The sequence below is a fragment of the Pseudomonas granadensis genome, assembly GCF_900105485.1.
GTDB classification, from domain to species: domain Bacteria; phylum Pseudomonadota; class Gammaproteobacteria; order Pseudomonadales; family Pseudomonadaceae; genus Aquipseudomonas; species Aquipseudomonas granadensis.
In genome coordinates this window covers 2,345,371-2,357,723 of sequence record NZ_LT629778.1, presented here as the reverse complement: position 1 = coordinate 2,357,723, position 12,353 = coordinate 2,345,371, and the positions used below count along the sequence as shown (strand labels likewise).

Sequence of the window (12,353 nt, the reverse complement as noted above, 5' to 3'; positions counted from 1 at the left end):
ATCAGGCCTTCCCGACCAATTTGGCCAGTTCGAAGAAGCGATCCACGTACCAGTGAGGCTGTGTCTCGCGCGGACATTGGGGACTGGTGAGGTTCTTGCCGTAGGCCAGCCCCTTGTCAGTGACCGACCAGAAGTCGACCATTTCCTGCTTAGAATTCTTGCGCTGGAGTTGCTTGAGGAAACTGTGGGCTTCAAGAGCAAGGTTGAACGCCCGCGTTGTGCAAGCGACGCCGTTTTCCTTGATCAACGCGGTAGCCGCCTTCGTCGGCATCGAGCTGCCGCCAATGGCATCTGGCGCGGCATCGATCGCGTAACCCGGCAGGAAGCTCGACTCCAGACCGTTATTGGTCGCGATCCTCGCCAGCATCATCACTTGGCTGGATGGTGAAGGCTTGAGCAGGCGCGTGTAACACTCCATGAGCGCGAGTTCCCCGACAACCTTTGAACTGCTTGGGCTGGCGGCGTCGAATTTCCCGGTCTTGCGGATGCTAGGCAGAACCTCACCAACCACCCATTCCTCGAAACGTTCGGCGCCGACCAGCTTGGAGCGCATCACCAGACGATAGACATCGCGCTCAGGAATTACGGTCATGAAACCACCACCCTGTTTCGGGGTAGTGGTCGCGGCCTTGCAATGACGAGAGATAGCGTTCTCTGGCTTGGCATAGCCCAAGGCGTCAGCGACATCACGGGCAACGAACCACGGATCGCCGAGCTCGTCGGTGATTACGCGGATGGCGCCGCCATCGAAGTCGAAAGGAATTACTGAGTTGGTACGCGACACGTTTTGTGATTGGTTAAAACGTGCCGCGACATTGTTCGGGGTGTTGCTGGAATTTGGCTGGCTCTGCATAATCGGGCGTCTCTAGTTTTGCGAATCAGCCGACCTTCTCCGTCGGCTTTTTTGTGCCCGGGATTCAGGCAGCCTTCACCGAGGCATCCATCACGTCTAGGCTCTGCCGAACGTGGCTGATCTCCTGGCGGATCAAGTTTTTCTCGAAAGAACTGACGTGGTTGTCATCCAGCGCCTGGTGCACCGCGATGGTCAGATCGGCGACCTCTTTGCCGACGTTGATCAGTGATTTGGTCAACGCTTGCGGCTCTGGCGCAGCTTTCGCAACGAGGTCGAAACCAAACTCGCTCGCCAGTGCCGCTAGAGGGCGCATTTCGCCTGTGTGCAGCAGAATCCCGAACAGATGCTCCACGGTCAGGTGGTGTGCGTCGTTGTCCGGATTGGCGCGCTGAAGTAGGCCGACGTGAGGAACGCCCATCTTTGCAGCCAGTGTCTTGGCTTCGTTGTCCAGAACAGCGCTCTGGCAGGCCCGCAGAAAATCTTCCATTCGTAAAACCTCAAATTTGTTTCCGTGGTGCCCTTCCGATGCAAAAGCGATCATTCGCTCAATGGATCGGCGGACATAGTTTTCAGGCGGCGGATTGAGCGTCCTTTTGGGGAATACACAGTTCGCGGGCAGTGATCTTTCCGCCGGTCAGCTCTTCAGCCTTGAAAGCTTTTTCGGCGCGCATCGGGTGAATCCCGGCAACCCAGTACGAAACTGCTGCCTGAGAAACGTCTAGCGCTAATGCGGTTTTGGTTTGCCCGCCGAAGAAGTCGACGAGCCTTTCGATTGGGGTCATTTGAGAGCCCTCCTGATAAGCCTGCTTATATCGTAAGTAGAAGCACGCTTATTTGCAAGGCAATAAGGGAACTTATAAATTCATGTGCATGAGCACACTTGCAGAACGCGTAAAAGCAGCCCGTGAATACGCCGGCCTAAAGCAGGCCCCACTTGCGAAAATGGTGGGGGTTGAGCAACCGGTGATCTCTCAGTTGGAGAGGGGCAAAAACCTACAGAGCGCGCATCTTCCAAAGATCGCGCACGCCACCGGCGTGAGCGCTATTTGGCTGTCGGACAACATCGGGCCGATGGTCGTCGATTCTAAAGAGGAGTCGAACGTATCGATGGCTGAGCAGCCATTGCATAGCTATCGCTATCCAGTGATCAGTTGGGTTTCTGCCGGCTCTTGGGCGGAAGCCGTTGAGCCCTACCCCGCCGGGATTTCAGATCGATACGAGTTTTCAGAGTACGACTCCAAAGGCCCTGCGTTCTGGCTGACAGTCAAAGGTGACTCGATGACAGCGCCCGCCGGCCAGAGCATCACCGAAGGCACGCTAATCTTGGTGGATACAGAAGCTGAGGTCGCACCAGGTAAGCTTGTCGTGGCCAAGCTTCCGGACAGTAATGAAGCGACATTCAAAAAGCTGGTCAGCGACGGCGGCCGGCTGTTCCTGAAACCGCTGAACCCAAGCTACCCCATCGAGTCAGTCGATGAGAACTGTCGCATCGTGGGTGTGGTTGTGCAGGCGCTGCAGAAGTTTTACTGATGCCCTCCGCCTTGGAAAACCGTAGAGATCATGGCGATCGCAGTGCTTTTTGAGCAAGTTGTGGACCTATACTCTGCTAGCGTTCATGGTGGCTTTCACAAGCAACTCTGGCATTTGACCGGACGGCAGCTCATCCAACCGCAAGCGGGTATTCAGTCCTGGCTTCGATGTGCTCTGCATTTTCGTGGCGGTGATTGAGCTCATAGCGCTTAACCACTTCTATGGCATGCGAGAATGAGATACAAGAAAGGTATTCTTGGGAGGCAAGGTACATCGACACCCCGACCAGATTGATGCAAATAGCACTTTAATAGAAACTCTAATAACCATTGCTGACACTTGTAACGACGGGGATGCCATGCACAGGACTGCGACATTTTACGACCTGAAAATATCTGCCATGGGGATCTCTAGAGCGGCAGCTAATCTAGCCTGCTTTGACGCGACACCGAAAACACTCAGAGAACTTCACAGCGATATTAGTCTTCTTTTTACGAGTGGGGACAAAATAGTAAAAAAAGGTAGAACAGAAACCTCTGCCAAACTCTATCTTTCTGACCTGCAGCTTAAAGGCGACAAGTTAATTCTACTTATCAACAGAAGCGACCCTAACGCACCTGACGCAGTTTCGAGCGACCCCGACCTCAAGAGTAGAGTAGTCCATTCAAAGCCGCCTGGTCACGGCGGTGACTATTCAGCTCATGTTGTGCTAGATCTAAACCCTGTAAAGGGTGACAACTATTACCTTTGCGTTATCGAAACAGTGTTTGGCTCCGGCTTACACGCAAGTAGCATTAGCGACTATATTAGGTTCCTTTTCCGCGCATGTAAAAAGCAATTCCCCGCTCAATACATGATCCCAAATGCAAACGGGGCTAGAGACTCCAAAGGCAATCCTGTTTTAGTTCATTTACTTCATCAGATTGAGTTTCAAGGGCACCCGTCAGCCGAATTTGAGAATGATCTAAACGGAGGCACACTTTCATCAATACAACTTCTAAGCTTTTCGGAGGAAGGAGCGACTTGGGACGACAGCGGCGCAGTCAAGGAGAGACTTCGTACAATTGAGTTAAAACCAGAGCCTGGTTTAATAGCCTCAATATCGTCGTCAGTGAGGCAAATCAGAAATAAAATTATCAAGAAAAACGTTGAATATAAACAGATGCGTCTGCGTTTCAAGAACGCTGATGGCGAGCCACGAGAGGCTACAATATCGGCCGACTCAGGTAAGCTGATAGATAACGACAAGTACATTAAGCGACACACTATTACGGCACCCCTAGTAAATACCAATAGCTTCGACAAGGCAAACAACTTTATAATCAAGGAAGTTCTATCGCTCATGGGGTGAAAAATGTTAATAGGTCAGCTACTGAAGCCGTTTGGCTATTTGGCAATCAAACACCCTTACAAATGGGTGGTGGATTGGCTGTATCCATTCATCCTGTCGCTTATAACAATCACGCTTATAGTAAGCCTATCCTCCGCCAAACTACTTATATCGCCCGGCGGGATGATATCGATGATACTTTCGTTTGTGCAGTCACTGCCCGGATTTTACATAGCCGCATTGGCAGCTATAGCAACGTTCGGAAGGTTGGATATTGATGACATTCTACCTGAACCAACACCAAAGGTAGTTGTTAAGCTCAGAGGGCTAGAGAACACGATAGATCTAACTAGACGTCGATTCCTTGCGATGTTATTTGCCTTTCTTACGGGAGAGAGCATTGCGATAGTCTTTTTTTGCATTGCTCTACTTTCGTTCGGACCAGCAATTGATGAATTCACATATAGCCAATCGCCTATTGGCCACTATTTGCTAGTCGTGGCGTTGTTTTGTCTTTTTACTTCGGTTTATCAGATGCTTCTCGCCACGTTCTGGGGCCTTTACTATCTTGGTTATAAACTTCAAGAATGAACAAGCCCGGCCCAGCGCCGGGCTTCTTGTATCCACCGTTCCCTGCCCCACGAATGGTAGCCACACGCCGTGAATGGTAAAGTACAGGCACAATTACGGGAGGGATCCAATGAAAGGACTTGGGACGTTCGCGCTGATCGTCGGCGTGTGCTGGCTGATCTTCGCGCTGAGCATGGACGTGTCCGTGCCGACTGGCGCCGGCGGGCGAGTCAATAACATGGGCCTGATGGCCGACCGTCAGATCCACACCATTGTCGGCGGTATGATCGCGCTTGCTGGCCTGCTCATGGTTTTGTTGGGCGGTAAGGGCTCACCTGCTGCTGCCCAGGCAGGGAAAGATACCCGCCCCTGCCCTGTGTGTGCTGAGAGCATCAAGACTGCTGCGATTAAGTGCAAGCACTGCGGTGCAGACGTCGAGCCGATCGCAAGTCCACGACTGGAATATGGATGGGTGGCATCAACTGCCTGTCGCGATGAGGTAGAGCAGCAGCGCACAATAGAGGCCATCGCTGCCGCCGGCTTGCCCGTTGTTTCAATGCGAGGTCTGGCTGTTGGGGCGGGGCCATACGAAACGAAAGAAGAAGCCAAGCAAGCCTTAATTACGATGCGCGACGGCCCCAGACTATTCAGCGAGATCGTGTATAGAGACTCGGTGAGCGGCAAGTACCCACCGATTACCGACTGACACATGCTGGTCCAGCTAGCCCGCCAAGTGCGGGCTTTTTCATGCCCGGTGAAAAGCAGCCCGCCCGAATATGCACTTATGCATGAAAATATCAGTTGCCGCTTGCAAGGTTATGGCAACATCAATACTGTACATTCATACAGCTATAGTAAGGAGTACAACATGCCCATCCCAGCTTTTACCACATCGAAACGGCCCTCTTCTTACGAAGCCGCAGGTCGACGCCTTCAGTCGCTGATTGCCTCGCCAGGCGTTCAAAAGGTCCAGGTGGTCACGGTGTGTAGGCTGGAGCATGAAGCGCCCGAAGACTGGCAGCGCCTGCTTGATGAGATTGGCGAAACGTCTGGCGTCCTGGTAGAGGCACTGGAAGGCGGAACCGTCAGGATTGGCTGGCGAGAATACTGCGACGCGTAAATGAGCCCGCCACTGAGCGGGCTTTTTATCGACCTCAGAAAAATATATAAGCATGCTTATTGACGGTAAAAATAAGCTCACTTATATTAAGTCCATCGCAGCGACACACAGCCACTGCGAAGGGCTTCCGTCCGCCGCTCTTTAACAACCAGTGCCATGAACGACTACCCGGCCAGTCCGGTTAGGTCACTCCCGGCTCCATCGGTGGGAGGTCAGTAAACCGATGAACAAAACCGCACTTGCCTCTACCGGCGACCGGCGATCCGACAGGCCCGAAAGCCTGCCCACGCGCAGCCCACTGCGACGGCGGACGAGGTGTTGACCGAACTGAGTGAATGACCTGGTAAGCGGGTGCGGAGAAAAACAGATTTCACTGGCTGGCCTTGGCGACAGGGCCAGACGGGAAATCAACCGATCAAGCACGGAGCATCAAATGAGCGAACAAACGCTTCAGCAACTGCTGGCCGAACGTGTCAGCACCTACGCCCTGTCTGATCGCCCTCGCGAGCTGATCGATGAGGGCATCGACAAGATGTTCAAAAGCGTCGTCGAAGACGCCTTCAGATCTTATGGCACCATCGGCGAATCAATAAAAACGGCCGTGAAGGAAGCCTTTCCGGCCAATGTCACCGACATGTTTGAGCTTCAGCGCTACAACGCACTGATCGCCAATGCTTTGCGGGAGCGCTGGGAGGCAGCGGGCATGGAGTCGGCAATCATGAAGCAGGCCGACGCATCCATCACAGAGGTGTTGACCGGTGAAGGTCTGCTCACAGGAGAGATTTCGCTGAAGGATTTGCTCGAAGCATTCATTGATGAGCACAAAGAAGAGGCTGCGGACGAGCGATGGAGCGCCCCGGAAATCCGCATCACTGAAGACGACAGCCATTCTCACAAGTTCTACCACATCTACTTCGATCCGCAGCCAGAAGGTGGGAGCCGGTACAGCTACAGCAATGAGCGCCGTAGCGACTACAGCCTCAAACACAACCTCCATGTGATGGTTGAAGGTGAGCGCGAAACCGGAGACCACTGGAGACCGAAAGTCGAATTCGGGAATGTGTATAGCGCCCAGCTCGATGCGAAAAAGGTCTCGATCAAAATGAATATCCGCTCGAAATGGGAGCGCATCCTGGCTTCGCTTTACTTCGGTGAAGCCGTTCTGCTGATCGACTGCGAGGAAAGCGATTTCTCTTACGGGTTCGACGACTGAACAACCAGCGCCACGACAGCCTGTCGTTAACTGCCCGATCCTCTCTATGAGAGCGCATCGGGGTGTGATCTGAGGCTAAGTCTCGGGCAGCGGATGTGCCAACCGGTCGCCTTCAGGGCTACCCCTTCCGCCGAATGCCGGTTGAGCCCCGGCCAGATCACACCCCGATGCGGACGAAACTGCGGCCTATAACCGCCCACCTGCATCACCCATTCAATAGCTGGCCACTGCCTGCCCAGTGAGCGAGCAATAGGAGGATGACCATCATGTAATAGTGATCGATTCACCTGCGCGGCGCGGCAAGCCTGAAGGCCGGCGCCCAACACACATACAGGCAGCGGACAGTAGGCCGTCGATGTCACCGCGCATCGGCCGAATGAGGTAGGCCACCCCAGCGCACGAAGACAACTTGACGCTGCAAACCCGGTCTGTCGCCAGCAGCGAGACCGGGCCACTCTCCCCCGACATCACCCGAATGCACTCCCCTCCGCGCCCAACGGCAACCAGCGGAGCGGATGAGTGCATCCGAGTTTTGTTGGATCAACCACAGAGGTTTCCGTGATGAACGATGAACACAGTCAAATGGCTTGCAGCTCTATCTCGCACTACGCCGCGCAGTGCTTCAGCAGTATTCAAGAGTGCATGACCGAATACAGCGTCTTGTATCGGCCCGTTCTGTCCGTTGATGGAAACCAGTGGTGCGCGCTGTATGGCACCGATCTGCAAAGCGGTGTTGCAGGCTTCGGCGATTCACCAGCTGCTGCGATGTGCGACTTCAACCGTAACTGGTCGGCTCCACTTCCCGGATCGCCAAGCGGAATCGCCCGGACCGCCAAAGCCACCGCCTAACCCCAAACACTGGAGGTCGCCATGCACGACTGCACCGATACACAAGCAGTTTGCCGAGGTTGCGGGCTGAAGCTGCGCGGCTCGCCTTCGTGGAAAGGCGGCCTCGCCTATCACCCCGCCCCGAAAGGTGAAGTTCACCGCTGCCATTACGGCGGTTGGGTTTGCTCGCTCCGCTGCGATATCCGCGCCTGCGTCGAGCTGGAAGGAACTATGCCCGGCTGCGGTGGCGTGAACAGTTACGAGCGGCTGTCCATTTACGCAAAAGAGAGCATTGAGCGCCATTGGCCGGAGGCAGCATGAACGCAGCACTGAAGATTTGTCAGGCCATGCACGACGCGCAGTCGCCTCCGATGGTGAGCGAGAGTGCGCAGGAAGTGGCTCGGGCTGAGTGGCTGTACAGCGCCGCTGAGCAGTTGGTGCGGTTCGGCTGCGACGTTTCGTTCCAGCGCCGCATGCGGCCGGCTCAGGGCGTCACGCTCGCCCAGTTCGCTCTGGCTGTTGATGAGCATGCAAACGGGCGGCTTGCAGACTGCGAGGTAACCGCGGCTTCGCTGGGCTACCTGCTGATCGCCGCCGAGCGCGGCCACGCTGACAAGGTCGCCGCCGCCGAACTGCTCGGCCCCAGCGACCACCCACTGGGCAAGCTCGGCGAAATCGCTGAGGGCCTACTTCGACCCCTTGTCGATGATGCGCTGATCGCCCAGGCCGAGGACAACGAGCTATGAGCAATCAGGCAGCACTGGCCCGGCTGGGCCTCGAAATCGCGAAGATGTGCAAGTCCTGCACTCCGGTGCCGGATCGCACCTTCGTCATGGGCATGATCGAAATGGCGGAGTTCGCCGAGATCATCGACACCCGCACTGCCAATCGTTATCGGGATGCGCTGGACGCCAAGTTCGTCGAGCGCAACACGCATCTGAAAGGAGTTTCGGCATGACAACCCCTCTGGTGAAAACGTTGGTCGATGAACAGCTCGACGACATCGAGCGCCGCATCGCGATCCTTGGCTTCGGCCTGCCCTTCAATGAGGTGATCGGCCGCAAGCGCGAGGATCTGGTCGACAGCCTCCCGCAGCGCCTGTCGGTGACCATGAAAGGCGGGCGCATCGCTGTGAGGGCTCGGCCATGAATCTCGTCTACTGGATTCTCGTTGTGATCCTGATCGGCGGCGCAGGCGCCTATGGCATCGTGAAAGACGGCCAGGGCACTTGCCAGGTGCCGCGCTCCACTACCTACCACGTGTTCCGATGACCAGTCTTCAGCGGGCGCGCCGCCTCCTGATTCGGCGCGGATCGTTCCGTGTTCTCGCGATTTACACCTTCCTGATGCTGCTCAGCGCCCTTGCCGACCGCATCACCTCCTGACTTTCAACTTCAAGAGCTGCGCACGTCGCGGCAAGGAACTGTCATGACCGATCAAAAGCACACTCCTGGTCCTTGGATCGCTCGCAAGACTGGTGGTCAAGGTTGGCCAGGCCAGCGCGGCTGGGCAATCGACTACAACGAAGATCAGGAGCAAGTCGTTGACTTCGTGTATGAGGCCGCAGACGCCAAGCTGATCGCGGCATCGCCTGACCTTCTGGCAGACCTGGTAACAGCAGCTGAAACCCTTCGGCGCTACGAAGCCCTGCACCGCGCCAAGGGCACCACCGAAAGCCTTGAAAAAGCCGAGGTTAACGGTGACCTCGCCGCGCGCTTTGAGCAAACCATCGCGAAAGCTACCCAGTAATCAACTTCACAGCGCCCCTCTCCGGTGGCGCGGAGAACAGTCATGTCTGATAAAAACATGCAGATTTGGGCGCTGGTCGAGAAGACAGACACCCGGTTCACCAAAAAAGCCAAGGTCAACGGCCAGGACATTACCAGCCTGAGCGGCACCGCGATGGTGATGAAGGCCACCGAGCTGTTCGGCCCGGTCGGCATCGGTTGGGGCTGGAAGATCATCGAAGAGCGCTTCGATGAGGGTCACGAAATTTTCATCGGTGAGGGCGATAAACGCTCCTGCATCGGTCGCGAAATCGGTCACACACTCAAGATCGCCCTCTGGTTTACCCAAGACGGTCAGCGCGGCGAGATCGAGCAATACGGCTGCACCCGGTACCAGTACAAGACCAGCTACGGCATGACCACTGACGGCGAGGCGCCGAAGAAGTCGCTGACCGACGCCATCAAGAAATCTCTGTCGATGCTCGGCTTCAGTGCCGACGTATTCCTCGGGATGTTCGATGACCAAACCTACGTCGAGCAGCTCAAGGAAGAACAAGCGATCGAGCTGGCAGTGGACAAGGACGCCGAAATCCTGCGCCAGAAGCAGGAGCGTCTGGACTGGCTGAATTCTGCGGTGGAAACGATGGGCAAGGCCGTGACCGCTCACGAACTGAAGATGCTGAACGTCAAATACATCCGCGAGGCGACCCGCCGCAACGAGCCGACGTTCATCGCCCGAATCACTCGCGCCTTTGAAGAGCGCAAAGCAGCCATTGAACCCGGCAAGGAGAATGCAGCATGACCCAGCTCTACGCACTGACCGGCAAGCTCGCCGAACTTCAGGGAATGGCAGACACCGACGACGAGGGCCTGAAAGAGGCCCTGCAGCACGCGATGGACGAGATCCAAGGCGAGTTCGAGGTGAAGGCCGACAACATCGTCATGCTGCGCCGCAACATTGAAAGCGACGTGACAGCCATCGACACCGAAATTGAGCGACTGACCGAGCTCAAGCGCATCAAGTCCAACAGCGTTGCCCAAATCAGCGATTACCTGCGCCGGAACATGGAAGCCGCCAACCTCAAGTCGATCAAGCGCCCGCTGTTCACCATCACCTTGGCCCTGGGCAAGGAGAAGGTCATCGTCGACAACGAGGACGCGGTGCCCGACGAACTGACATCCGTGAAAACCAGCATTGCCCCGGACAAGAACGCGATCGCCGCCAAGCTCAAGGAAATTCGCGAGCACAACGAAGCCGTGCGCAAGCGCATGGCCGCCGGCGAAGACGCAGAACACGAACTGCTCGAAGAACCTGCCTACGCGCATTTGGAGCGCGGCGACAGCTCGATCCGGATCAAGTGAGGCCAGCATGATCAGCAACCACCTCAACCTCGTCGAGCAGCACCGACCGGACGCCGAGTCGATCGCTGAACGAATCGCGCAGTACCTGGCCGCTGGCGGGCGGATCGACCAGCTGAAAAGCCCGCCGCGCAATCCGCTCCCACCGCCCCGCTCGAAGAAAATAGACCCTGAAACGGTCCTCAAGCGGCGCCCGAAGCCGATATCGGCCGCTGAACGCAAGGCGCTGCGCAAAATGGCGGACTCGCTATGAAGTCGAAACGCAAACCCAACAACGGTTTCGCCCGGGCCGAACGCAGCTGCCGGGCGCTGCTGCGCACCAACCACGTCGCGGTGGTGAACATCGATCCCAGCGGCAGCCAGATCATGGCGAACTGGAAGAGCTGCAAGCAGATCCGCAGTCTGGCGATCGCCAACGCGATATTCGATTTCTCCTACCGCTGGACGATCTACATCGTCGCCATGTGTCGAGACGAGCGCGGCGCCGAGTACATCAAGTCGGTGGAAATCTCACCCGAGGGCACCTACAAGGTCGAGCGCCTGACCGATGCCATCGAGCATTACTACCTGGAGCTGCGCGACAGCGCGAACCCGAAACATCTGGTTGCGTCGGGCTGGATCGCCATTCCCGACGAGATCTCGATGGACGAAGCCCAAGCCGCGAAGCTGTTCTACGCCGCCGGCGCCTGGCATCAGGTGAAGGTCGCAGCGTGAGACGTTTTCGCACCCAACAACGCAAACGACAGACCTGGCTGGACTTGCCGGCCAGCGGAATTGAAGAGGTAGGCCATGGCCAAGAGCAATGCGCAATTGCAGAAGGACAAGCGAGCCAAGGAGAAGGCGCTGCTCGACCGGATCGGCGCCGAGAAGCGATCGCTGATTGTTTCGAAAGCGCTTGATGAAGCACTTCAGGTGCTGGGCGAGCGCCACGGCTTCGAGGAATGGCAGGAGACGGTGTCGACCTTCATCATCAATCTGGCCGCAGCGCAGTCAGAAGACTCGGAACGCTTCGTGAGCATGTCGCGACCGGAATTGATTATTAAGGAAAAATGGACGCGTCAGCTTGAGGCGTTTTCCGCTACCGGAGTTGAGGCTAGCTAGGAAGCATCTAAACACGCAAGTTTTTGAATAAGTGTCGATTATCTGGAAAGACCTCTGCAGGTATGGATAGATACCCGACCGCAAGAGACAAATACATTCTGTGATATCCGTCGAGCAGCCTGTATCTATGCGTGCTGCAAGGGTCGGTATTTGCGATGACGAATATTTGCGGAAGCTGACTCCCGCTTTGGAAGCCATCAAGGACACTGATTCCTCTGGCATTATCAAGCCGTGGAACTCGACTGCGGATGACTGGGGCGATCTCAGTTAGGGGAATCAACAGCACACTTTCATCTGAGCGATCAAACTCGTAATGAGGGTGATTCGGTACGAATTCCGCCATGCCGTTTTCCCTGACGAATAGCATTGCGTCCTCAAGCTCGTCCATCAGCTTCTCCTTACCACTCCATGCTCGCCCCCTGTAGATACCTCAACCCAAATAAAATTGCCACCACCGGTTCACGGAGGGCGGCGCCCTAGCCAATATCTCGATCGACCCAGTGCTTGGCGAGCCAGCTTGGAATCAACAGTGTTCGGGAGGCATTAATTTTCTTGTCGGCATCTGGCAACTTAGCGATTTCAACACCGAAGTAAACCATCCAGCTTCCATCTGCTTGCATTTCGAGAGCAGTTAAGTACGTCCCGACCTCTGCTTCGGTCAGACCGCTTTGCTCTGCGATCAATTTGTTGGAAGGTTTTGTGTCCATCTCAGGCTCCTTGGTC

Annotated in this window: 22 protein-coding genes; 17 read left to right on the top strand and 5 right to left on the bottom strand. The window is 55.9% G+C overall.

Going from position 1 to position 12,353, the window contains the following annotated elements; all coding sequences use genetic code 11:
- Position 1: 1 nt before the first annotated feature.
- From BLU52_RS10495 to BLU52_RS10485, 3 genes are all read right to left on the bottom strand, one after another.
- Positions 2–853 (bottom strand): BRO-N domain-containing protein, encoded by an 852-nt coding sequence (locus BLU52_RS10495; protein WP_090283117.1) that lies wholly within the window; start codon positions 851–853, stop codon positions 2–4.
- Between the two features lie 64 nt (positions 854–917).
- Positions 918–1,340 carry a phage regulatory CII family protein gene (locus tag BLU52_RS10490; protein WP_090283116.1) on the bottom strand — a complete coding sequence of 141 codons (423 nt, stop codon included), beginning with the start codon at positions 1,338–1,340 and terminating at the stop codon, positions 918–920.
- Positions 1,341–1,422: 82 nt separating this feature from the next.
- Positions 1,423–1,635 (bottom strand): transcriptional regulator, encoded by a 213-nt coding sequence (locus BLU52_RS10485; protein WP_090283115.1) that lies wholly within the window; start codon positions 1,633–1,635, stop codon positions 1,423–1,425.
- Positions 1,636–1,717: 82 nt separating this feature from the next.
- Here BLU52_RS10485 and BLU52_RS10480 point away from each other — a divergent pair, with 82 nt between their 5' ends.
- From BLU52_RS10480 to BLU52_RS10400, 17 genes are all read left to right on the top strand, one after another.
- Positions 1,718–2,383 (top strand): LexA family protein, encoded by a 666-nt coding sequence (locus BLU52_RS10480; protein WP_090283114.1) that lies wholly within the window; start codon positions 1,718–1,720, stop codon positions 2,381–2,383.
- A 358-nt stretch (positions 2,384–2,741) separates the two neighbouring features.
- Positions 2,742–3,734 (top strand): hypothetical protein, encoded by a 993-nt coding sequence (locus BLU52_RS10470; RefSeq protein WP_157720689.1) that lies wholly within the window; start codon positions 2,742–2,744, stop codon positions 3,732–3,734.
- A 679-nt stretch (positions 3,735–4,413) separates the two neighbouring features.
- Positions 4,414–4,989 (top strand): hypothetical protein, encoded by a 576-nt coding sequence (locus tag BLU52_RS26980; RefSeq protein WP_231988021.1) that lies wholly within the window; start codon positions 4,414–4,416, stop codon positions 4,987–4,989.
- Between the two features lie 162 nt (positions 4,990–5,151).
- Positions 5,152–5,403 carry a DUF1654 domain-containing protein gene (locus BLU52_RS10455; protein WP_090283111.1) on the top strand — a complete coding sequence of 84 codons (252 nt, stop codon included), beginning with the start codon at positions 5,152–5,154 and terminating at the stop codon, positions 5,401–5,403.
- A gap of 433 nt (positions 5,404–5,836) precedes the next feature.
- The gene (locus tag BLU52_RS10450; protein ID WP_090283110.1) at positions 5,837–6,616 is read left to right on the top strand and encodes a hypothetical protein; all 780 of its coding nucleotides are present in this window, start codon (positions 5,837–5,839) and stop codon (positions 6,614–6,616) included.
- A 561-nt stretch (positions 6,617–7,177) separates the two neighbouring features.
- The gene (locus tag BLU52_RS26660) at positions 7,178–7,465 is read left to right on the top strand and encodes a hypothetical protein (protein WP_157720688.1); all 288 of its coding nucleotides are present in this window, start codon (positions 7,178–7,180) and stop codon (positions 7,463–7,465) included.
- A 21-nt stretch (positions 7,466–7,486) separates the two neighbouring features.
- Positions 7,487–7,765, top strand: coding sequence for a hypothetical protein (locus tag BLU52_RS10445; protein ID WP_090283109.1), 279 nt, complete (start codon positions 7,487–7,489; stop codon positions 7,763–7,765).
- On the top strand, positions 7,762–8,190 hold the full coding sequence (locus BLU52_RS10440; RefSeq protein WP_090283108.1) for a hypothetical protein: 429 nt from the start codon (positions 7,762–7,764) through the stop codon (positions 8,188–8,190). The genes BLU52_RS10445 and BLU52_RS10440 overlap by 4 nt, the downstream gene beginning before the upstream one ends.
- Positions 8,187–8,402 carry a hypothetical protein gene (locus tag BLU52_RS10435; protein ID WP_090283107.1) on the top strand — a complete coding sequence of 72 codons (216 nt, stop codon included), beginning with the start codon at positions 8,187–8,189 and terminating at the stop codon, positions 8,400–8,402. Before BLU52_RS10440 ends, BLU52_RS10435 begins: the two co-directional genes overlap by 4 nt.
- A complete protein-coding gene (locus BLU52_RS10430) occupies positions 8,399–8,593 on the top strand; it encodes a hypothetical protein (protein WP_090283106.1) in 195 nt (64 codons plus the stop codon). The genes BLU52_RS10435 and BLU52_RS10430 overlap by 4 nt, the downstream gene beginning before the upstream one ends.
- Positions 8,590–8,715: a hypothetical protein gene (locus BLU52_RS27115; protein WP_269458361.1), complete on the top strand. Its 126-nt coding sequence runs from the start codon at positions 8,590–8,592 to the stop codon at positions 8,713–8,715. The genes BLU52_RS10430 and BLU52_RS27115 overlap by 4 nt, the downstream gene beginning before the upstream one ends.
- A gap of 156 nt (positions 8,716–8,871) precedes the next feature.
- The gene (locus BLU52_RS10425) at positions 8,872–9,192 is read left to right on the top strand and encodes a hypothetical protein (RefSeq protein WP_090283105.1); all 321 of its coding nucleotides are present in this window, start codon (positions 8,872–8,874) and stop codon (positions 9,190–9,192) included.
- A 42-nt stretch (positions 9,193–9,234) separates the two neighbouring features.
- On the top strand, positions 9,235–9,972 hold the full coding sequence (locus tag BLU52_RS10420; protein ID WP_090283104.1) for a hypothetical protein: 738 nt from the start codon (positions 9,235–9,237) through the stop codon (positions 9,970–9,972).
- Positions 9,969–10,532 carry a siphovirus Gp157 family protein gene (locus BLU52_RS10415; protein ID WP_076567196.1) on the top strand — a complete coding sequence of 188 codons (564 nt, stop codon included), beginning with the start codon at positions 9,969–9,971 and terminating at the stop codon, positions 10,530–10,532. Before BLU52_RS10420 ends, BLU52_RS10415 begins: the two co-directional genes overlap by 4 nt.
- Before the next feature lie 7 nt (positions 10,533–10,539).
- Positions 10,540–10,782, top strand: a complete 243-nt coding sequence (locus tag BLU52_RS10410) for a hypothetical protein (protein WP_090283103.1) — start codon at positions 10,540–10,542, stop codon at positions 10,780–10,782.
- Positions 10,779–11,243 carry a hypothetical protein gene (locus BLU52_RS10405; RefSeq protein ID WP_090283102.1) on the top strand — a complete coding sequence of 155 codons (465 nt, stop codon included), beginning with the start codon at positions 10,779–10,781 and terminating at the stop codon, positions 11,241–11,243. The genes BLU52_RS10410 and BLU52_RS10405 overlap by 4 nt, the downstream gene beginning before the upstream one ends.
- 75 nt (positions 11,244–11,318) lie before the next feature.
- Positions 11,319–11,630: a hypothetical protein gene (locus tag BLU52_RS10400; RefSeq protein ID WP_090283101.1), complete on the top strand. Its 312-nt coding sequence runs from the start codon at positions 11,319–11,321 to the stop codon at positions 11,628–11,630.
- A 7-nt stretch (positions 11,631–11,637) separates the two neighbouring features.
- On the opposite strand, the gene BLU52_RS10395 is transcribed toward BLU52_RS10400, so the two are convergent.
- Both BLU52_RS10395 and BLU52_RS10390 read right to left on the bottom strand, forming a co-directional pair.
- Positions 11,638–12,018, bottom strand: coding sequence for a hypothetical protein (locus BLU52_RS10395; protein ID WP_090283100.1), 381 nt, complete (start codon positions 12,016–12,018; stop codon positions 11,638–11,640).
- 88 nt (positions 12,019–12,106) lie between these two features.
- A complete protein-coding gene (locus BLU52_RS10390) occupies positions 12,107–12,337 on the bottom strand; it encodes a hypothetical protein (RefSeq protein WP_090283099.1) in 231 nt (76 codons plus the stop codon).
- Positions 12,338–12,353: the final 16 nt, after the last annotated feature.